The sequence below is a fragment of the Ferrovibrio sp. GW821-FHT12F09 genome (genome assembly GCF_058806775.1).
In genome coordinates this window covers 477453-497514 of record NZ_JBXAPZ010000001.1, presented here as the reverse complement: position 1 = coordinate 497514, position 20062 = coordinate 477453, and the positions used below count along the sequence as shown (strand labels likewise).

Here is a 20062-nt window from a genome sequence, read left to right as displayed (position 1 = left end):
TTCAGAATTCCTCCCAGGTGTCGTCTTCCGCCTTCAGGGCGGTGTTGCCCGCCACCGGTGGCCGCTTGGCCTTCGGTGCGGCAACGGCCGGCGCCTTCGCCTTGGTCGCCGTGAAAGCCGTGGCGGCGGCTGGCTTGGCGGCAGTCACCTTCACCACATTGGTGGCGGCCGGTACGGCATTGTCATTTCCCGTGCGGAAGAAGCCGACCAGCTGCGCCAGTTCCTGCGCCTGACCAGACAGCGCCTGGGCCGCGGCTGAGGTTTCTTCCACCAGCGCGCCGTTGCGCTGGGTGGTCTCGTCCATGCTGGCAACCGCAGTGTTGATCTGGTCGAGGCCGGTGGCCTGCTCACGCGAAGCGGCGGCGATCTCGGCGACGATATCGGCCACCTTCTTCACCGCACCGACGATCTCGTCGAGCGAGCTGCCGGTCTGCTGCACCAGGGCGGCGCCGCTGCGCACCTGCGCGTTCGACTCCTGGATCAGGCCCTTGATGTCCTTCGACGCCGAGGCCGACCGCTGGGCGAGCGAGCGAACTTCCTGGGCGACGACCGCGAAGCCCTTGCCGGCCTCGCCCGCACGTGCGGCTTCCACGCTGGCATTCAGCGCCAGCAGGTTGGTCTGGAAGGCGATCTCGTCGATCAGGCCCACGATGTCGCTGATCTTCTGCGCGCTGGCTTCGATGCCGTTCATCGCGGTGACGGCATCACGCACCACGCTGCCGCCCTTTTCGGCGGTGCCGCGCGCCACCGAGGCCAGCTGGTTGGCGGCCTGGGCGTTGTCGGCGTTCTGCTTCACGGTGGCCGTGATCTCATGCATCGACGCAGCGGTCTCTTCGATCGAGGCGGCCTGGCTTTCCGTGCGCTGGGCCAGATCCTGGCTGCCCGCAGAGATTTCGCCCGAGGCGTCGCGCACCGCAGAAGACGCGCCGCGCAGACGGCCGGCGAAATCCTTCAGCGTCGAGGCCATGCGGTTGACGCTGTCCTTCAGGGCGCCGAACACGCCGTTGTAGTTGCCTTCGACATTGCGGGTCACATCGCCATCGGCCAGCGCCGCGGTGATGGTGTCCAGCTCGCCGGTCATCGACTGCAGCATGCCGGCCAGGCCGTTCAGCTTCTGGCTCATGGTCAGCAGGAAGCCGTCCTTGTCGCCTTCGTTCAGGCGGGTCTGCAGGTCGCCGGCGGCGATCTTGTCGCAGAGATCGGAAATCTCGGCAATCGCCGCACGTTCGCGGGCCTCGCGGGCCTCGCGTTCGGCGGTCTGTTTCTGGCGGTCGGCCTCGATCTGGGCTTCGGCCTCGGCGCGGGCCACCATGTTGTCCTTGAAGACCTGCACGGTCTTGGCCATGGCGCCGATCTCGTCGTGGCGGGCGGCGCCATCCACGGCAACCTGCAACTCGCCATCGGCCAGCTTGCGCATGGTACCGGTGATGCGGGTGATCGGGCGGGTGATGCTGATGATGACGATCAGGGCGGCCAGCATGACGGCGGCCAGCAGACCGGTCGCGGTGGTCCAGATCATGGTCGGGCGCTGCACGTTATAGAACTCGGTCAACTGGTCGTTCATGGTGTCGACCGTCTTTGCATTGCGCTCGGCGGCGTTACGCAAGGTCTCGATCACTTCGGCGCGCTGCTTCAGCACGGCCGGCGAGCGGCCGATCTCGCGGGCGGCTTCGGTGCCGTCTTTCTGCACGGCAGCGATGATGGCGCGACGGTTGGTGAAATAGGCCTGCAGCGGCGCCTTCACGCTCTCGCCGAAAGTCTTCTTGGTTTCCGGCGGCAGCAGGCTTTCCCAATGCGCCATGATCTTCTCGACGGCGTCGATCTCGGCATTCATCGCCGCGGTCAACGCCTTCAGCCGGTCGGCATCCTCGGCAACATAGATTTCCTGGGTGATGGCGCGGGTGTTGTTGATGCGGCCCAGCACGCGTTCGCTGATCAGCGCGCGCTCGGCCAGGGCAGCCATCTGGTTGCTCTGATCCTCGTAGCGATCCATCGTGAAGATGCCCATCCAGCCGATGCCGGTGGTGAGGAGCGCCATGATGGCGATGACGAGATAAATACGGGGGCCGATGTTCAGCCGGGGCACTAGACGCATGGCAACAGTCTCCTCTGTCGATCCGCTTGCAGACGGATCGAGGGTCAAATCAGTTTGACTGGAAGACTCATGCTGTCCGTGGCGCCGGTATCATGCGGCCACGACATGGGTCGTTTGGGATGGCTTTCCTTCCCGCGGAAAGCTGTGCCACCGGTGATACGATGACACGTGGCAGTTGTGGCGTTAAAATCCGGTAATGCCCAATGCAATTATCAGCATCCGGGTATGCATTGGCTGCATCGCGGTTTGACATGCGAAGACAACCGGGATTGCAGGACTACAGGTAGTGGTCAAACCGGGCGTCGTGCCTATAATGCCGCCCTCCCGGACCATTATTCCCGAAAGCAAAGCGTCATGGCAGTTCGTCTCGGCATCATCGGCTACGGCATCATGGGCGAGCGCCTGCTGCGCGCCGCCATCAATCATGATCCGGCCGTGCTCATCGTTGCCGGAGTCTGGGACCCTGCCGCCGGTGCCATGCAGCGCCTGGCCGCCGAGCTGCCGCAGGTTGCGCGGCTCGATTCTGCTGCCGCCACGATTGCGGCCTGCGACTGCCTCTACATCGCCTCGCCGCCGGCCTCGCATCTGGGCTATGCGCGCGACGCCTTTGCCGCTGGCAAAGCCGTGTTCTGTGAAAAGCCGCTGGCCATCAATGTGGCCGAGGCCGAAGCCTTTGTCGCCGAAGCCGAGAAAACCGGGGCCCGCGCCGGTATCAATTTCCCCTTCGCCTCGTCCTTCGCGGTTGATCAGCTGCGCGCTTGGATGAAAGACGGCGCCACCGGCCCGGTGGAGCGGATCGAGATCGAGATCGGCTTCGCCGCCTGGCCGCGGCCCTGGCAGGTCGATGCGGTGAACTGGCTGGATGCCCGCGCCCAGGGTGGGTTCGCCCGCGAGGTCGGCTCGCATTTCCTGTTCCTGGCGCGCCGCCTGTTCGGGCCTCTTCAGTTGAAGTCTCACAGTGTCGCCTATCCGGAAGCCGGCAAATCCGAGCGCAGCATCGGCGCCGTGCTGCTGGCGGGGACGCTGCCGGTCACCGTGGATGGCGTAGTCGGCCAGACCGACAAGCCCGACCACAACCTTTTCACCATCATCGGGCCGAAGGGCCGCATCCGTCTGCGCGACTGGTCGATTGCCGAGAAGCTCGAAGCCGATGGCCAGTGGCGCGAGGCGGCCGATGCCCTGCCGAACGAAAAGATGCGGCCCTTGGTGCTGAAGCGCCAGCTCGACAAGGTGGCGGCGCTGACCGGCGGCGGGGTGCAGGATCTGGCGACCCTGCGCGAGGCGGCCGAGGTGCAGCGGGTGGTCGAAACCGTCCTGAAAGCCTGATTTCAGTCTAAGTATTTGTAAATATTGTAAATCCGGCTGCCTGTGGCCGCCGGCTGCCGCGCCGTTGTGACCCGCCTGTCACAGCTTTCTCCCGGTTTTCTCCCGACGGGCTGTGCAACCAAAACCCCGGCTCCCCGTTTCTTTTGCAACTGCCCGCCGCGATGCCTGCCCTGATTGAGGACGGCCTGGCGGGCGCAAAAGAGGAGTACCCACCCATGCTGTATTGGGCCCTGATTTTCTTCATCCTGGCGCTGGTTGCCGGCCTGTTCGGTTTCGGCGGCATCGCCGCCGCCTCGGCCAGCATCGCCCAGATCCTGTTCTTCATCTTCCTGGTGGTCTTCGTGGTCAGCCTGATCGCGCATCTGATCACCGGTCGCCGACCCCCGCTGGCCTAGGGCTGTTACGCCTCCGGCCACGGCCGGCTCCGGTTCGTCCCCCCGTCCGGAGCCGGCAGAATTCCTGCCGAGTCTGAGTGTTTTTCCTCTGTAGGTCCTTCCCCCCAACTCGGCGGATGTCGCAAGACGTCCGCTATTTTTTTGCCTGACCTGACAACGGCGCCCGTGAAATGACGGGCGCCGTTTGCGGCTTCAGACCTTTTCAGGCCAGACCTTTTCTGGAATGGGCGGGTTGAGCGGCGGCAGATGCTCGGGCGGCTCTTCCGGTTCGCGCACGGGCGGCGGTTCCTTCAGGGGCGGCGGAATCCCCGGCTCGGCCGGCGGATCGACCGGCACCTGCTGCAGACTCACCACCGCTTGTACCGGCGACCGGCCAGGGCGGCCGCGAACAGGGCTCCGGCCACCACGGCCAGGCCCGTCACCAGCATCGGCCGCTGCTTGGCTGCTGCGATCACGCTGTTGGTGGTGGCGGCGAGGCCATGGCGCATCTCCTGCGGGGTGCGCTCGGCCATGGCGGCATAGTAGTCGCGGGCCCGCCGCGCCGCGCGATGCTGCGCCTGCAGCAGACGACGCAACTCGTAGGGCAGGTCGAGCACCAGCACCTCGTCATAGGTTTCCTCGAATGCGCTTTCGCCGCGCGCCACTTCTTCCAGGATGGCGCGGCGGTCGTTGCGCGACAACATGGATTTCGCCCCGATGAACAGGCGATGCAGCGCGCCCAGCGACGAGCCGCCCGTGCCGGGTTCGGCGCCGAGGCCGCGCAGGGCATTGTCGATATCCACGGCCATGGCGCGACGCTCCTCCGCCATCGCGGCGAATTCCTCGACCAGGTCCTCGTCCTGCGCCTGATCGGCGGCCTTGGCATAGCCGGCCTGCGAGTCATGGCAGCGCTGGCCGAGCAGCGTCAGCAGTTCGACGACGCGCTTGTCGGCAGGTGTGAGCGGCGAGGTGCCGCCGCGGTTTTCGGTGCGGGATTCGATGGAACGCAATTCTGCCATTGCATGGCCTCCTTGTTTTCTGTCCGGGATACCCAATAACAACCCTTCGGACCGCTTGGTGTTCCAGGGTCTGGCAAGATGCCGCCTTGCCGGTCTGGTCCGGCTGCGCTAGATGCGAGGAATGACCCAGCCCGATCTGCGCCTCTCCGTCCTCGACCAGTCCACCGTTGCCGTCGGCAGGACCGAGGACACCGCCATTCGCGATACCGTTGCGCTGGCGCAGCATGCCGAGGCGCTGGGTTACGACCGCTTCTGGGTCTCCGAACACCATAACCATGCCAGTATCGTCGGCACCGCACCCGAAGTTCTGCTGGCCGCGCTGGCGATGCGGACGCAGCGTATCCGGCTCGGTTCCGCCGGCGTGATGCTGCCGCATTATTCCGCCCTGCATGTGGCCGAGCAGTTCCGCATCCTCGATGCGCTGGCGCCGGGCCGGATCGATCTCGGCATCGGCCGCGCGCCGGGCTCCGACGGCCGCACGGCGGTAGCGCTCAATCCGAACGGTGACGGTGGCGAAGGTTTCCCGGCGCAGGTGCGCGACCTGCTGCACTGGCTGCACGGGCTGGAGCTGCCCGATGGCCATCGCTTCCGCGCGATCGGCGCCCATCCGATGACTCCGGCCAGTGCACCCGATCTGTGGATGCTTGGCTCGTCGGATTACGGCGCCCAGCTCGCCGCCGTGTTCGGCCTGCCGTATTCATTCGCCCATTTCATCACCGATGGCCGCGGCGCCGACCAGGCGCTGGAGCTGTATCGCCGCAACTTCAAGGCCACGGCCTTCGGCGACACGCCGCGGGCCAATCTGTGCATCTGGGCGCTGGCTGCCGATAGCGAAGAGGAAGCCCGGCATCTGTTCCGCACGCGGGCGCGCTGGAAGCTGGACCGCAATCAGGGGAAGCTGGGTCCGCTGCTGGCGCCCGACGACGTGCCGCCGTTCACACCGGCGGAAGCGGCAGAGGTGGAAGCTTTGTGGGCGCGTAGTTTTGCCGGTTCGGCCAAGCAGGTGGCGCAAAAGCTGCGTCGCTATGCGGCGCAGATGCAGCTCGACGAGATTGTGGTGCTGACCTGGACGCATAGCCAGGATGCTAAGCGCCACAGTTACGAGCTGCTGGCGCGCGAATTCAATCTCTCGGGAAAAGCCGCCGCTGCCTAGCTGCGGCCCACGGCACTCCGGCCCTGGCGCATCGCCAGCGTGAAGGCGACGCGCGCCTCGCGCATGGCCAGCGGACGCACCGCGCGTTCCATGGCATCGGAATGCAGGCGCTTGGCCCGGATATAGGCGATGTCGTAATCGCCTTCGGCATTGTCATACATCGACACCACATAGTCGTCGTTCTCGACGATCTTGGCGGCGGCATCGACAGTCCAGTCGAGAATCTGAATCTGGGTCTGCATGGGAGGCACTCCTTTTTGTCCGTGCGGCCTGATGTGACGCTCAGGCCTCGGGCCGGGGTGCTGGAGAATAAGATCGGCCATCCATGGAACGCTGTGACAGCCGTTGAGTTCCGCTGCGATGCGGCTGTTTTTTCGTCACAGTTTTGCGCGGTTTCGCCGCGATGAACCGCAGCACCGCCCATTCCTCCGGACGCAGACCGCCGGCTTCGGCAGGGGATTCCGCCGGAATCGCCAGGCGATGACGGCCCGTCATGTAGCCTTCGATCACAACCGGGTGGATGTAGCATTTGCGACAGATCGCCACTGTGTTGCCCAGCCTGGCGCTCACCTGGGTCAGGGCGGCGCGCAGGTTGCGCTTGGCGACGCGCTGGCTCGGCGGCGCGGCAAAGGCCTGCAGCGTCAGCGCGGCCAGCACCGTGCCGGCCCAGGTGCGAAAATCCTTCGCCGTGATATCGGCGCCGCTGATCTCGCGCAGGTAAGCGTTCACATCGGCCGAGCTGACGCTCTGCACGATGCCGTCGTCGTCGCGGTAGCGGAACACTTCCTGTCCCGGCAGGTCCTGGCAGGCGCGGATCACGTTCAGCACCCGGCGGTCATGCAGCTGCAGGTCCCAGCTCTTGCCGCTCTTGCCCATGAAGCGGAAACGCAGCACGCCGCGCTCGATCTTCACATGGCGGCGATGCAGGGTGGTTAGGCCGTGGCTGCCGTTCTGCGTCGCATAATCGGCATTGCCGATGCGGATCAGCGTGGTTTCCAGCAGATGCACGATGGTGCCCAGCACCTTGTCGCGCGGCAGGCCTTTCAGGGCCATGTCGGCGCTGACGCGGGCGCGGATGGCCGGCAGCAGGCGGGCGAAAGCCGGCAGCGCCTCGTATTTGCCGCTTTCGCGCAAAGAGCGGAAATCCGGATGGTAGACATACTGCTTGCGGCCGCGCGCATCGCGCCCCGTGGCCTGGATATGGCCGTTCTGCTGAGCGCAGATCCATACATTCTGCCAGGCCGGCGGGATCGCCAGGCTGCGGATGCGCTGCAGGGTTTCGCGGCAGTCCAGGCGCGCGCCGTCGCGGGTGCTGTAGGCAAAGCCCTTGCCATGGCGGCGGCGCAGGATGCCGGGCGCAGCGTCGCTCACATAGCGCAGGCCGGCTTCGGCGGCGGCATCCTGGGGAGTGAGCGGCAGCAGCATGGCTCAGGCCTTCGCTTTGCTGGCGGGTTTGGTCTTGCGCGCGCCAGCGGCCAGCTTCTCGTAGGTGGCACGGAATTTCTCCAGCTCCTCCTCGGTCAGCTCTTCCAGATCGAGCAGGGAGTTATGCGCTTTTGCGTTGGCCCGGATCAGTTCGTCCAGCTTGATCTGCATGGCGACGGAATCGCGGTTCTGGGTGTTCTGGATCAGGAAGACCATCAGGAAGGTGACGATCGTCGTGCCGGTGTTGACGGTGAGCTGCCAGACTTCGGAATAGTCCAGCATCGGACCAAGCGCGGCCCAAGCCACGATACTCAGCAGCGCGAAGGCGAAAACCCATGGCGTGCCGGCGACATGGGCGGCCTTGCCGGCAAAGCGGGTGAACCAGCGGCTCGGGCCGGCGGTGCTGGGGGTTGGGGTGCGCGCGGGTTTCTCGGCCATGGCCAACTCAAACGCCATGCCCAAGCCGCGGTTCCGGAGGCTTCGTTAAGCCTCGGCGCCGGCAGGGATTTTTTTGAGCACCCGCCCGATCAGTTCAGCAATTGGGCCCGGCGCAGGGTATGCGGAATGCTCTGGCTCACCAGCAGGTCGAACATCTGGCGGATTTCTTCCTTATTCGCCGCCGCGGCTTCCCAGTGCTTTTGCAGCATGGGCCAGTTCGGGCCGCTGAGGGGCGAGCTGCCGGCCATGAAGGACATGGCGCTCGACTCATCCACCGGAATGGCCCGCATGTCGGCGGCGTAGGAATAATCCTTGCCGTCGATCACGGTCACGATATAGGCGACATGCAGGCGGTGGTCGTTGCTGCTGATCACCTTCTGCAGCTTCATGATGCCGATGCCACCGCCACCCTGATTGGTGCCGCGGACGGCGAAGCTGGCCGGCGTGATAACCAGATAGGCGTCCAGCTGTTCGGCGCCCATCAGGCTGCGCACCACCTCCTGCGCCGTCGGCGCATCGGGGGCGAACATGCCCTTCTGGCCCGGCCAGTATTTCGGTTGCGCCAGGAAGGCCTCGCGGTATTTGGTCAGATCGACCACCTCGTATTTTGCCGAGAGCGCCTGGATGGCCTTTTCGCTCAGCATGTCATCGGCGCCGAATTTGAGTTCCTCGGTCTTGGCCTCGTTGCCGAAAACAGTCACCCCGACTGCATTGAGGGCGAAGCTGTCGCCCATGGCCGACAACACGCCGATACGCTTGTAGGCGAGTGCCTTGTCCGGTGCGACCGGCTGGGTGGCGCAACCGATCAGCAGCAGGCAGGACACAAGTATGGCGGCAAAACGCATCTGAGGATTCCCGTGGTTTTACTTCTGCAGGACGCCGAGCGTGGCGCGACCCTGTACTTCGATTTTGTCACCGACGATCTGGCCGGTTCTGGTGTCTTCGATCCAGACGGCGGATCGGGTTTCACTCAGCATGCCCTTGACCATGTAAAGGCCGTCGGGTTCGGGCGTGAAGGTCACATCCCCGCTGACATGGAAGATCGGATTGATCAGTTCCTGGATCGGTGCGCCGTACTGGGTGCGACCGACAAGAGTCAGCAGCAGCGGCTGAGCCGGGATGTCGCGTTTGAGTACGGCTGGCGTCATGAAGAAGCCGCGGCCCTGATTGGCGTTGCGGGAGGCGGCCGCGCTGTCGTCGATCATCTTGCCGTCGACCTTCGACACGAAGAACATGTCGGCGCTGCTGCTGCCCTTCACGAGGGCGGAGTCGGAAATAGTGGCGCGCAGACCGGTATAGCCGTCCGGGATCGGGTTATGGGTACAGGCGGCCAAGACCAGCAACATAAGCACAAGACTGCCGAACCGACGCATCCCCACCATTCCCCTGAAAGTAACCGCCGACTGTTTTGGTAGCGCAGGTCGCGCGGCGCTCGCAAGAGTCTGAGTGATCTTCAGCGGACTTAACTTTTGTATGCGGGCGTGGCGCGCCGGCCTCAGCGCCAGCAGGGATTTTTCTGCGCCAGCGCGGCCATCTCGCCTTTCAGGGCCGGCAGCGGCAGGTCCGGCAGGGTGACGTTGCGCTCGGGCGCGGCCTTGAGACCGCTGCCGTCCAGCGGCCCGGACAGCCGGATCGGAATGTCGAGCGCCAGGCTGCCGGTGGTCTTTGGATCGGACCGGATCAGCAGATCGATCTTCGGTTCGACCAGATTGAGTCTGCCGGCGCCGCGTATGGTCCCGCCATCGCTGCGCAGGGTCAGCGGCGCTATGCGGCCCTCGCCGTTCTTCAGGTCGATCACCGCCAGCAGGCAGCGCAGGCCGGTCGACTCATCCTTCTGGCGGAAGAGCGTGCGCAGATCGGCAGAGACCAGTTCGATCAGCGCGCGTGCGATGCGGCCGTCCTGCAGCGCCAGCACGGTTTGGCCCTGCGCCGTCTTCATCGCCTGGCCCAGGGTCGGTCCCTGCGCGCTGAAGCTGGTCTGCAGATTCACAGGCCCGGCGAGCTGTCCGCTCGGCAGGCCCAGCATCGGCAGCAGCCGGTCGGCACTGGCATGAGCAATGCGCGCCGCCAGCACCAGCTTGCCGTCCTGTCCGCCGGGCGGTCCGCTGTTGGACTGGGCCGTCATGGTCGCCTGCAGCACGGCCTCACCGCCGGCCAGCTGCGCGGCCAGCCGCTCGACATCGATGCGGCCCGGCTCCATCGTGGCGGCGAAGGTCAGGCTTTCCGCCTGCCAGGGCCCATAGACGAAACGCTGGGCGCTGACCTGCAAATCCACCTGCGCCGTATCGGGCGCGGTCGGCGGCGGCAGTTTCACGCTGCGCCAGGCCGGGCCGGCCGCCTTGGCCTGCGGCGCCGGCAGCAAAGGCGCCAGATCGAGGCGCGCAAAATCCAGCACGGCGCGGATGCGGTCGCTCTTGCCGCGCGCGCCTTCATGCAGCGTCATGTTGCCCTCGAAGGCATTGCCGCCGAGATCGCCGCTCAGGCCGTCCAGCTGCCATTGCTCGCCGGTATGGGTGAAGCCGCCGGCAAAGCGCAGCGGCACATCGCCCAGGCCGATGGCGGATTTGAAGATGCCCAGCAGGGCATCCAGCTTCGGCGCTTCCAGCGACAACCGTCCCTGCACGTCCTCGAAATCCAGCGGCTCGTTGATCACGCCCTTGAAGTCCAGGCGCGCACTCGACGTCACGATGCCGAAACCGACATCGAAGGGTTTCCCGGCATCGCGCAGCGTGTTGAAGGAGGCGGTCATGGCGCTCAGCTGCGCATCCGTGTCGTTGTAGCCGCCATCCAGCGTCAGCGTCACCGGCGCATCCTCGTTCTGCGCCTGGATGGTCAGATCGTCCAGCGGGATCGACAGCCACTGGCCCGAGGAGGCGCGGTAGCGCACCATGCCGCCGGTCAGCTTCATGTCGAGCAGGCTGGGAAACTGCGCGCGGTTCTTCGGCACCAGCGCCAGGCCGCCCTTGGCGGGGGCGCCATTGGAACTGCTGCTGCCGAAGGCCCAGTTGCCATGGCCCTTGGCATCGCGCTCCAGCACCACGATCGGCTTGTCGACACGCAGCTGGCGATAGACCACGCGGCCGTCGAACAGCGCCTGGCGATCCACCTCGGCCTCCAGCGCCGCGATGGTGATCATATGCGTCGATTGCAAACCGTCAGGATTGGCCAGGGTCAGGTCGTGCAGGCGGATGCGCAGCGGATCGCCCCAGTGGATGCTGAGTTCGGCGAGGGTGACGCGCCGTTGCAGCAGATGGCTGGCAATGGCTTCCGCTGCCGCGCGCGGCCATAGCGCCACGGCGCCGAGACCGGCCAGGGTCAGCAGCAGCCCGAACGCCAGAACGGCGAGCCCGATTTTCAGCCATAAACGCATGACTAATGAACGTCGGGACTCTGCACACGTTCCCGCCGCGGGCCCAGGGCGATAAAGCGCGGCAGCAGGCCGCGGATGAGCGGCAGGCGGGTGACCAGCCGGAGCAGCCAGGGCGCTCGCAGCGGCCCCTGCTCTGATCCCGGCCCGCGCAGCACCCGGTTGAACAGGATGTCCTGGGCGCGCAGTTGGAAGCCCTGGATCATTTTCGTCGGCCATTCGCGCCGCGCCTGCACCTGCTCCAGCAGGCGGTCGGGCAGCGGGCCGGCGGCGTCTTTCAGGGCCGCATGCAGGATATTGGCGGCGGCCACCGCATCCTGGATGGCGAGATTGATGCCGACGCCGCCCACCGGCGACATCGCATGGGCCGCATCGCCGATGCACAGCAAGCCCGGCGCATGCCAGCGATGCAGGCGATTGACCTGCACCGACAGCAGTTTCAGGTCGTCCCAGCCGGTGATCGCCGTCGCGAACCGCGCCGCGGCAAAGGGCACCAGGCGGGCGAGATCGGCATGCAGCGCCGGCAGGCCCAGCGCCTGCAGGGCGGCCAGTCCGCCCTTCGGAATCACATAGGCGCATTGCCAGTAGTCGCCGCGGTCGATCATGGCGATCAGCTGGCCGCGATCCAGCCGGCCGACCAGCTCATGCGGATCGCCGTCGCCGCGCGGCAGCCGGAACCACAGCGCGTCGATGGGCGAGCCCAGGTCGATCACCGGCAGGCCGCTCTGGTGCCGCAATTCGGAATCGCGGCCATCGCAGGCAACGACCAGGTCGGCATGAATCTCCTCATAGCCTTGCGGAGTCTTCACGCGCACGCCGCTCACGCGTCCATGTTCCCGCAGCAGTCCGTTGGCCTTGGCCTCCATGCGCAGGGTGAATTCAGGATAACGCTGTGCCTGCCGGGCGATGAAATCGAGGAAGTCCCATTGCGGCATGAAGGCGATGTATTTGCAGGCTGTCGGCAGCGTGCGGAAATCGCCGAGCGTGATTTCGTCTTCGCCGAAGCTGCCGCGCAGCGTCTGCGCCTTCTGGTGCGGCAGCTGCAGGAAGGCCTCCAGCAGGCCCAGCTCGCGCATCACGTCCAGCGTCGAGGTATGTATGGTGTCGCCGCGGAAGTCGCGGAAGAAGTCCTTGTGCTTCTCCAGCACGGTGACCTTGACGCCGGCGCGGGCCAGCAGCAGGCCCAGCATCATGCCGGCCGGGCCGCCACCGGCAATCACGCAGGCGGTGCGCGAAGACGGGCGTGTGGCGAAAGGCGTGGCGGTATCCGTCATGGCGGTACTTCGTTCGGGTCTGCAGGATAGCGCAGATCAGCGCGCAACCGCGGCAGAATTATGGCCTGCCTGTCTGCGGCCGAGGCGCGATTGTGATCCGGCAGGGTCGCCGGTATGCTGCCGCGCAGGGGAATGCAGGATGGGTCATGTCGGCGAATAAGATTCTGATTCAGGCAGTCGAGGCCCATCAGGCCGGCCGGCTCGAGGAAGCGGAAAAGCTCTATCAGAAGACGCTGGCGCTGCGCCCCCGCGAGGCGACCGCCCTGCAGAATCTGGGTCTGCTGCTCTATGGCCGTGGCGAGCTCGACCAGGCGGCCAAGCTGATCCGCCGTTCCCTCACCGTCGATGCGAAACGCCCCGAGGCCTATAACAACCTCGGCACCATCCTGCGCAGCCAGGGCCAGCTCGACGAGGCGATCACCGCCTTCCGCCAGGCCATTCGCCTGCAGCCCAATGAATCCGCCTATAACAATCTCGGCAATGCGCTGCGGGCGAAGGGCGATCTGGCCGGCGCCGTCGACTGCTACGAACAGGCCATCCGCATCCGGCCCGAGTATTTCCAGTCCTACTATCATCTCGGCATCACCTGCCGCATCGCCGGCCGGCTCGACGAGGCCGTCGCCTGGCAGGAAAAAGCGCTGATCTACAATCCGCGCTTCGCGCAAGCGCAGGCGCATCTCGGCATCAGCCTGACCGATCTCGGCCGCCTGCCCGAAGCGGTCATCCGCTATCGCCAGGCGCTGGAGATCGCGCCGGCATTTTTCGAAGCCTGGAGCAATCTCGGCAACACCCTGAAGCGCATGGGCGACATCGCCGGCGCCGAAGCCGCCTATCGCGAGGCGCTGCGGCTCAAGCCCGATTTCATCAGCGCCCGCCTCAACCTCGGTACCCTGCTGGGCGAGTCCGCCCGGCACCAGGAAGCCATCGCCTGCTTCGAGCAGGTGGCATCCGAGGCGCCCGAGCAGGCCGCGGCCTGGGGCAAGCTGTCGTTCGAGCGGCGCTATATCTGCGACTGGCAGGATTTCGCTGCCATCGAAGCCAGGGTGCGCGACTTCGTGCGCGCCGGTCCCACCGACATCACCTGCTTCTCGCTGATTACGCTGGACACGACAGCGGAGGAACAGCTGCTCAGTGCGCGCCATTTCGCCGCGCCGATTACGGCTGCCGCCGTACGCCTGCCGCAGCAGTCGGCCCAGCGCCGCGATAAAATCCGCATCGGGTATCTCTCGGCCGACTACCATCCCCATGCCACCGCTTATCTGATGGCCGAACTGTTCGAGCGCCATGACCGCAGCCGCTTCGAGATTGCCGGCTATTCGCTTGGCGCGGATTCGGACACCGATATCCGTCGCCGCCTGGTCGCCGGCTTCGACCGTTTTGTCGATCTACGGCCGCTGGCCCATGGTGCGGCGGCGCAGCGTATCCATGACGACGGCATCGACATTCTGGTCGATCTCAAGGGCTATACCCAGAATGCTCGCGCCGAAATCCTGGCCTGCCGTCCGGCGCCGGTGCAGGTCAACTATCTCGGCTATCCCGGCACCATGGGCGCGCCCTTCATCGACTATGTGATTGCCGACCGCTTTATTATTCCGCCGGCGCATCACGGGCAGTTCGACGAAAAAGTGGTGACGCTGCCGCACAGCTACCAGCCCAACGACACCAAGCGCGGAACGGCGGCCGTGCCGACGCGCGCCGCCTGCGGCCTGCCCGAGGAGGGCTTCGTTTTCTGCAGCTTCAACAATCCCTACAAGTTCACGCCGCAGGTCTTCGATATCTGGATGCGGCTGCTCGGCCAGGTGCCGGGCAGCGTGCTGTGGCTGCTGCACAGCACGCCGCTGGCCTCTGACAACCTGCGCCGCGAAGCACAGGCGCGCGGCATCGATCCTGCCCGGCTGGTCTTCGCGCCGGCCCTGGCGCTGCCGGCGCATCTGGCCCGTCAGGGTCTGGCCGACCTGTTCCTCGATACCTTCCCGGTCAATGCCCATACCACCGCTTCCGATGCATTGTGGAGCGGCCTGCCGCTGGTGACCTGCGCCGGCCGCACCTTCATCAGCCGTGTCGCCGGCAGCCTGCTGACCACCAGCGGGCTGTTCGAGCTGATCGCCGCCGATCTGCCGGCTTACGAGGCGCTGGCACTGGATTTGGCGCGCGATCCGGCCCTTCTCGCCGCGATCCGCCAGCGCCTGGCCGATGGTCGCGAGACGTCACCGCTGTTCGACATCGCGCGCTTCACCCGCAATCTCGAAGCCGCCTATGCGCAGATGTGGGAGCGCCATCTGGCGGGCCAGCCGCCGGCCCCCTTCGATGTGGCGGATCAGGGCGCAGCATGACCGCATGGCCGGAAGCGCGAAGGCTTATGTTCTATCGGCTGTTCGGAATCTGCGCGGCTCTTCTGCTGCTGGCGCCGGCGGCGCGCGCCAATATCGAAGCCGGGCACTATCGCGGCAAATTCACCTATCGCGAGCAGACGGTGTCCGTGCTCCTGATCCTGCAGCCGGTGCGGTTTGTTGGCGATCCCGCCGGCCGTATCCGCATGGCGCACTGGGCCTGCGGCTTCGAGCTGCAATATGCCGGCGCCACCGGCCAGCTCAGCAATTACAATTTGCGCGGCACCGGCAGCGGCAACTGTCAGAAGCTTACCCAGGGGTCGATGCGCGTGCATCCGGGCGGTCGCGGCGTGCAGGTCGAACTGTTCACATCCGAGGGCCGGCTGAACCGCAAGATTAGGTTGGCGCGGGCGCAGTAGGACGCAGGCGTCAGCTCTGCTTGGTCGCCGCGTCGAACAGCTCGAACAGCTCGCGCCGCCACGGCCCGTCATGATCGACGGCGGTATGCACCAGCACGGTGCGGCTGCGGCGGTCGATCAGCACCACCTGCCCATGGTGGCCCAGCATCATCATCCATGAACCGTCGGCGCGCGGATGCCAGAAAAAGCATTTGTAGCCGATGCCGCGATCGGCGCTGCCATGTCGCACCTGGCGGTCCTTGTCCGACCAGCTCGAACATTCGGTCAGCCAGGCGGCGCTGACGATCTGGCGCCCGCCGATCTCGCCATTCTGCGCGATCATCTGCGCCAGCCGTGCCCAGTCGCGCAGGCGTGCGGCAAAGCCGATGCAGTTGAACTCCTTGCCCCTGGAATCCGTCATCCAGGTGGCATCGGCCTCGGCGCGCAGCGGTTGCCAGATCTGCTCGGCGCAGAACTGCGCCAGGTTCTTGCCGGTGACACGGCGGATCACCATGCCGATAGTAAGCGGGCAGAGCTCGTTGTAATTGAAGCGGCTGCCGGCCTTCTCGGCGCGCCAGTTCCAGCCACGCACGGCGGTTTCCAGATCGGCGCCCTTGCCGAGGAAGGCCTGCGGATAGAGCGTGGCATTGTCTTTCGCATGCAGGATCTGCGCGCCGCTCGACATATTGGCCAGATCGCGCAGGCTGGTCTGGCCATGCACGGTGCCGGCCAGGCTGTCGACATAGCGGTCGGCGGTATCGTCCAGCGAGGCGATCAGGCCGCGGTCGATGCAGATGCCGAGCAGCAAAGACGTGACCGATTTCGCCATCGACCAGCTGGTGAAGCGCATCTGCGGCTGGCGCGCGAAGCCGTAATATTCCGAGCGGATGACGCCGTCGCGCGCGATCAGCAGCCCGGTGACTGGCCAGCTGCGCAGATAGTCGGCCAGCTTGCGGCCCGAGCCGTAGGTCAGGTCGTCGCGCAGCGAAAGCGCGAGCGGCGCCGGTGTGCCGCCGGCGGCTGCCACCTTGTGCAGCGGGAACAGGCCTTCATAGCCGCCGGAATAATTGCCGACGCGATAGGCCTTGTGTTTTTCCCAGTGCGGCGTCTCGCCCGGCGGCCCCCAGCCGGTGGGATAGCCCAGGTCGCCGCCCCAGATATCGGCGGCGCGCGCCGGTTGCACTGGCAGTGCCGGCAGCAGGGCGGCGGCAACACCGGTCAGGAAAGATCGTCGCTGCATGGTCCTGACGGGTGTTGCGAGGAAGCGGCGTCCGCTGAGAGCGGACGTCCCTTCACCAAGGGCTTGAACATCACGGAACGGCAGACCGCCGATGGTTTTTTGTAGTGCGATCCTGGCGTGGCGGCAAGCTGGATTCCGAGCGCGATCACCCCATGGTCGGCATGACGAACTCGGCGCCGGCCCGGATGCCGGTCGGCCAGCGGCTGGTGATGGTCTTCAGGCGCGAATAGAACCGCACGCCCTCCGGGCCATGCATATGCAGGTCGCCGAACAGCGACGATTTCCAGCCGCCGAAGGAATGGAAGGCCATCGGCACCGGGATCGGCACGTTGATGCCGACCATGCCGACCTTGATCTGGTGCGCGAATTCACGGGCGGCGTCGCCGTCGCGGGTGAAGATGGCCGTGCCGTTGCCGTATTCGTGTTCGTTGATCCACTTCGCCGCGGTCTCGTAGCTGTCGGCGCGCGCCACGGCCAGAACGGGGCCGAAAATCTCTTCCTTGTAGATCGTCATCTCGGGCGTCACGTGATCGAACAGCGTGCCGCCGATGAAATTGCCCTGCTCATAACCCTGCAGCTTCAGGCCGCGACCATCGACCACCAGCTTTGCACCTTCGGCTTCGCCGGCATCGATATAGCCGAGCACCTTGTCGAGATGCTGGCGCGTGACGAGAGGCCCCATTTCGGCTTCCGCATCGGTGCCGGGGCCGACGCGCAAGGCGCGCACCTTCGGTTCCAGCTTGGCCATCAGCGCATTGGCGGTGGCCTCGCCGACCGGCACGGCGACCGAGATGGCCATGCAGCGTTCGCCGGCCGAGCCATAGGCCGCGCCCATCAGCGCATCAACGGCCTGGTCCATATCGGCATCGGGCATGACGATCATATGGTTCTTGGCGCCGCCCAGTGCCTGGCAGCGCTTGCCGGTGCGCGCGGCGGTTTCGTAGATGTAGCGGGCAATCGGAGTCGAGCCGACGAAGCTGATCGCCTGGATATCGGGATCATGCAGCAGCGCGTCGACCGCCTCCTTGTCGCCCTGCATCACGGTGAACACGCCATCGGGCAGCCCGGCCTCCTTCAGCCACTGGGCCAGCAGCAAAGAGGCCGAGGGGTCGCGTTCCGACGGCTTGAGGATGAAGCAGTTGCCGCAAGCCAGTGCGACCGGGAACATCCACATCGGCACCATGGCGGGGAAGTTGAACGGCGTGATGCCGGCGACCACGCCGAGCGGCTGGCGCAGCGAATAGCTGTCGACCTTGGTGCCGACATTCTCGGTCACTTCGCCCTTCAGCAACTGTGGGGCCGCAGTGGCGAATTCCACCACCTCCATGCCGCGCTGGATCTCGCCCCGGGCATCCGACAGCACCTTGCCATGTTCGGCAGTGATGACGGCGGCGAGTTCGTCCGTACGCTCTTCCAGGATGCGCAGGAAGCTGTTGAGGATGCGGGCGCGCTTCAGCGGCGTGGTGGCGGCCCAGCCGGGCGCGGCTTCGGTCGCGACCTTGACGGCCGCGCGGACCTCGGCGGCCGAGGCCAGCGCCACTTCACCCGACTGGGTGCCGGTGGCCGGATTGAACACGGCGGCGCTGCGGCCCTGGCCGGGCACCAGGCGGCCGCCGATGAAATGTGAGATCTGTGTGGGCATTGCCGCGCTCCTGAAAGGACTCTGCGAAGGATTTGACCGATGGCCTGAATTGATCCAACATCAATCAGCGCACAGCAATCTGAAATAGTCATCAACCAGTGTGCGTAAATTGAAGTCAGGACCCAAGGCATGGATTGGGATCATCTCAGGGTCTTTCTGGCCATCGCCCGCGAGGGCCAGTTGCTGGCGGCGGCCCGGAAACTCGGCCTGAATCACGCCACCGTCTCGCGGCGGCTGGATGCACTGGAGGAATCGCTGGGCTCGCAGCTGTTCATCCGGCGGCCCGCCGGCTCGACCCTGACGACGGCGGGCGAGCGGCTGATGGATGTCGCCGAGCGTCTGGAAACCGAGGTGCTGGGCATCGCGGAAGAGCTGCGCGCCGTGGAGGCCGAAGTCACCGGCACCGTGCGCATCGGTGCGCCCGACGGTCTGGGCAACTGTTTCTTGGCGGAAGAACTCGGCGCCCTGGTTGCCCTGCATCCGGGCCTGACCATTGAGCTGGTGCCGATGCCGCGCATCTTTTCGCTGACGCGGCGCGAGGCGGATCTGGCCATCGTTCTCGACCAGCCGGCGGCCGGCCGTCTCGTGGTCTCCCGCCTCACGGATTATTCGCTCAGCCTCTATGCCGCGCGCGCCTATCTGAAGCGGGAAGGCACGCCGAAAAATGCCGAAGCCCTGGCCGGGCATGTGCTGGTCACCGGCGTGGAGGACATGGCTTATTCATCGGCGCTGGATTACGGCGCGCTGCTGGAACGCACGCCCGGGCGGAAATTCCGCTGCGCCAGCGTGGTCGGGCAGCTGGAAGCGGTGAAGGCCGGAACCGGCATCGGCATCCTGCATGATTTCGCGGTACCTAAAGACAGCGGCCTGATGCGCATCCTGCCAACGGTCACATACCGGCGGAGCTATTATCTGCTGAGCCATCCCGAGGCCACATCCGTGCGCCGCATCGCCACCTGCCGCGATTTTTTGGCCAAGCGATTCCGCGAGGAACGGCGGCGTTTTCTGCCTGCCGGCTGATTTCGTTTAATCGGCCTTGGGTGTCCAGTTCAGGGCGGTGATCAGCGTCTGCACCAGACCGATGGCGCCGGAGATCGGCTGGAAGGCCGAGGCCGCGCCGGCATCGACATAGAGCTGCAGATGCGAATTGCTGGCCAGCGGGCTGGCGGGGCCGTCGGTGACGACCAGCACTTTGCGGCCGCTGACATAGGCATCAAGCACGATATCGACCACCGGCCGTGAATAGGGCGGGAAGGCGATGGCGACCAGAACATCATCGGCGCCGATGGTGGCGATCTGTGGCCCGGCCATGCCGCCGGCGAAATCGAGCAGGCTGCTGGCGCGTTCGGAGCGCGTGAGTGCGTAAGCGAGATAGGCGGCGATCGGCCGCGAGCGGCGCAGGCCGGCGATATAGACATGCCGGGCCTGGCGCAGCATCTCGACCGCTTTGCTGAGGCTCTCGATATCGCAATGGGTCAGCAGATCGTTCAGCGCCGCCACGTGCGCAAAGACGCAGGTCTGCAGCAGGTCATGCACATTCAGCGGTCCGGGGCGCGCGGTCTCCTCGGAATAGACGCGTTCGCGCACCGTCGGTTCGCCCTCGATCAGGCGCTGCCGGAACACGCGCTGCAGATCAGAGAATCCGGAATAGCCGAATTCCTTGGCGAAGCGGATCAGGGTCGAGGGCTGGATTTCCAGATCAGCGGCGATGGTCGCGGTGGTGTTGAGCGCGAAGCCGTTCGGCTCTTCCAAAGACGCCCGGGCGATCCGCTGCAGATGTGGGCTGAGGGTGGCGAAGCGGTCGCGAATGCGCTGGCGCAGGCCGTCAAAGGTCTCGACGCTGGCCGACGCTGCCAGGTCGTCGATGGAAATCGGGGGCGTTTTAGAAGCCGACTGATCGCTCATGTCCTAGCCTTTAGAGCATTTTAGCCGGGAATTCCATCATTGAACGGAATATTCAATTCTATAGAAAAAATATTCA

The 20062-nt window shown here is 65.7% G+C and carries 19 protein-coding genes; 6 read left to right on the top strand and 13 right to left on the bottom strand.

The genetic code is table 11. From position 1 onward, the window contains the following. Position 1 precedes the first annotated feature (1 nt). Complete coding sequence (locus tag AC1ROB_RS02540) at positions 2-2095, bottom strand: methyl-accepting chemotaxis protein (RefSeq protein WP_492972323.1); 2094 nt, start codon at positions 2093-2095, stop codon at positions 2-4. 354 nt (positions 2096-2449) lie between these two features. Between AC1ROB_RS02540 and AC1ROB_RS02535 the strand changes: the two genes are divergently transcribed. Then, positions 2450-3421: a Gfo/Idh/MocA family protein gene (locus AC1ROB_RS02535; RefSeq protein WP_492972324.1), complete on the top strand. Its 972-nt coding sequence runs from the start codon at positions 2450-2452 to the stop codon at positions 3419-3421. A gap of 215 nt (positions 3422-3636) precedes the next feature. Then, on the top strand, positions 3637-3816 hold the full coding sequence (locus tag AC1ROB_RS02530; RefSeq protein WP_492972325.1) for a DUF1328 family protein: 180 nt from the start codon (positions 3637-3639) through the stop codon (positions 3814-3816). A gap of 192 nt (positions 3817-4008) precedes the next feature. Here the strand turns inward: AC1ROB_RS02530 and AC1ROB_RS02525 are convergent, their stop codons facing one another. Further along, positions 4009-4167, bottom strand: a complete 159-nt coding sequence (locus tag AC1ROB_RS02525; protein ID WP_492972326.1) for a hypothetical protein — start codon at positions 4165-4167, stop codon at positions 4009-4011. Then, positions 4164-4814 carry a ferritin-like domain-containing protein gene (locus AC1ROB_RS02520; RefSeq protein ID WP_492972327.1) on the bottom strand — a complete coding sequence of 217 codons (651 nt, stop codon included), beginning with the start codon at positions 4812-4814 and terminating at the stop codon, positions 4164-4166. Before AC1ROB_RS02520 ends, AC1ROB_RS02525 begins: the two co-directional genes overlap by 4 nt. Positions 4815-4935: 121 nt before the next feature. On the opposite strand from AC1ROB_RS02520, the gene AC1ROB_RS02515 reads away from it, so the two are divergent. Then, on the top strand, positions 4936-5967 hold the full coding sequence (locus AC1ROB_RS02515) for an LLM class flavin-dependent oxidoreductase (protein WP_492972328.1): 1032 nt from the start codon (positions 4936-4938) through the stop codon (positions 5965-5967). Here AC1ROB_RS02515 and AC1ROB_RS02510 read toward each other — a convergent pair. From AC1ROB_RS02510 to AC1ROB_RS02480, 7 genes are all read right to left on the bottom strand, one after another. Next, positions 5964-6209, bottom strand: coding sequence for a hypothetical protein (locus AC1ROB_RS02510; RefSeq protein ID WP_492972329.1), 246 nt, complete (start codon positions 6207-6209; stop codon positions 5964-5966). The two genes, AC1ROB_RS02515 and AC1ROB_RS02510, sit on opposite strands and share 4 nt — an antisense overlap. 40 nt (positions 6210-6249) lie before the next feature. After that, positions 6250-7392, bottom strand: coding sequence for a DNA topoisomerase IB (locus tag AC1ROB_RS02505; RefSeq protein WP_492972330.1), 1143 nt, complete (start codon positions 7390-7392; stop codon positions 6250-6252). A 3-nt stretch (positions 7393-7395) separates the two neighbouring features. Continuing rightward, positions 7396-7830: a low affinity iron permease family protein gene (locus tag AC1ROB_RS02500; protein WP_492972331.1), complete on the bottom strand. Its 435-nt coding sequence runs from the start codon at positions 7828-7830 to the stop codon at positions 7396-7398. Between the two features lie 89 nt (positions 7831-7919). Then, on the bottom strand, positions 7920-8675 hold the full coding sequence (locus AC1ROB_RS02495; protein WP_492972332.1) for a hypothetical protein: 756 nt from the start codon (positions 8673-8675) through the stop codon (positions 7920-7922). Between the two features lie 18 nt (positions 8676-8693). Further along, positions 8694-9203 carry a hypothetical protein gene (locus AC1ROB_RS02490; RefSeq protein ID WP_493031376.1) on the bottom strand — a complete coding sequence of 170 codons (510 nt, stop codon included), beginning with the start codon at positions 9201-9203 and terminating at the stop codon, positions 8694-8696. A 122-nt stretch (positions 9204-9325) separates the two neighbouring features. Then, complete coding sequence (locus AC1ROB_RS02485; RefSeq protein WP_492972335.1) at positions 9326-11200, bottom strand: AsmA family protein; 1875 nt, start codon at positions 11198-11200, stop codon at positions 9326-9328. 2 nt (positions 11201-11202) lie between these two features. Then, positions 11203-12471: an FAD-dependent oxidoreductase gene (locus tag AC1ROB_RS02480; RefSeq protein ID WP_492972336.1), complete on the bottom strand. Its 1269-nt coding sequence runs from the start codon at positions 12469-12471 to the stop codon at positions 11203-11205. A 146-nt stretch (positions 12472-12617) separates the two neighbouring features. Between AC1ROB_RS02480 and AC1ROB_RS02475 the strand changes: the two genes are divergently transcribed. Further along, complete coding sequence (locus AC1ROB_RS02475; protein WP_492972337.1) at positions 12618-14804, top strand: O-linked N-acetylglucosamine transferase family protein; 2187 nt, start codon at positions 12618-12620, stop codon at positions 14802-14804. 26 nt (positions 14805-14830) lie between these two features. After that, complete coding sequence (locus AC1ROB_RS02470; RefSeq protein ID WP_492972338.1) at positions 14831-15220, top strand: hypothetical protein; 390 nt, start codon at positions 14831-14833, stop codon at positions 15218-15220. Positions 15221-15230: 10 nt separating this feature from the next. On the opposite strand, the gene AC1ROB_RS02465 is transcribed toward AC1ROB_RS02470, so the two are convergent. Both AC1ROB_RS02465 and AC1ROB_RS02460 read right to left on the bottom strand, forming a co-directional pair. Continuing rightward, entirely contained in the window at positions 15231-16439 is a 1209-nt protein-coding gene (locus tag AC1ROB_RS02465; protein ID WP_492972339.1) for a serine hydrolase domain-containing protein, read from the bottom strand. Between the two features lie 145 nt (positions 16440-16584). Further along, the gene (locus tag AC1ROB_RS02460) at positions 16585-18081 is read right to left on the bottom strand and encodes a CoA-acylating methylmalonate-semialdehyde dehydrogenase (protein ID WP_492972340.1); all 1497 of its coding nucleotides are present in this window, start codon (positions 18079-18081) and stop codon (positions 16585-16587) included. A gap of 129 nt (positions 18082-18210) precedes the next feature. On the opposite strand from AC1ROB_RS02460, the gene AC1ROB_RS02455 reads away from it, so the two are divergent. Further along, positions 18211-19101, top strand: coding sequence for a LysR family transcriptional regulator (locus AC1ROB_RS02455; RefSeq protein ID WP_492972341.1), 891 nt, complete (start codon positions 18211-18213; stop codon positions 19099-19101). 6 nt (positions 19102-19107) lie between these two features. Here AC1ROB_RS02455 and AC1ROB_RS02450 read toward each other — a convergent pair whose 3' ends face one another. Continuing rightward, positions 19108-19986, bottom strand: a complete 879-nt coding sequence (locus tag AC1ROB_RS02450) for a MurR/RpiR family transcriptional regulator (RefSeq protein WP_492972342.1) — start codon at positions 19984-19986, stop codon at positions 19108-19110. Positions 19987-20062: the final 76 nt, after the last annotated feature.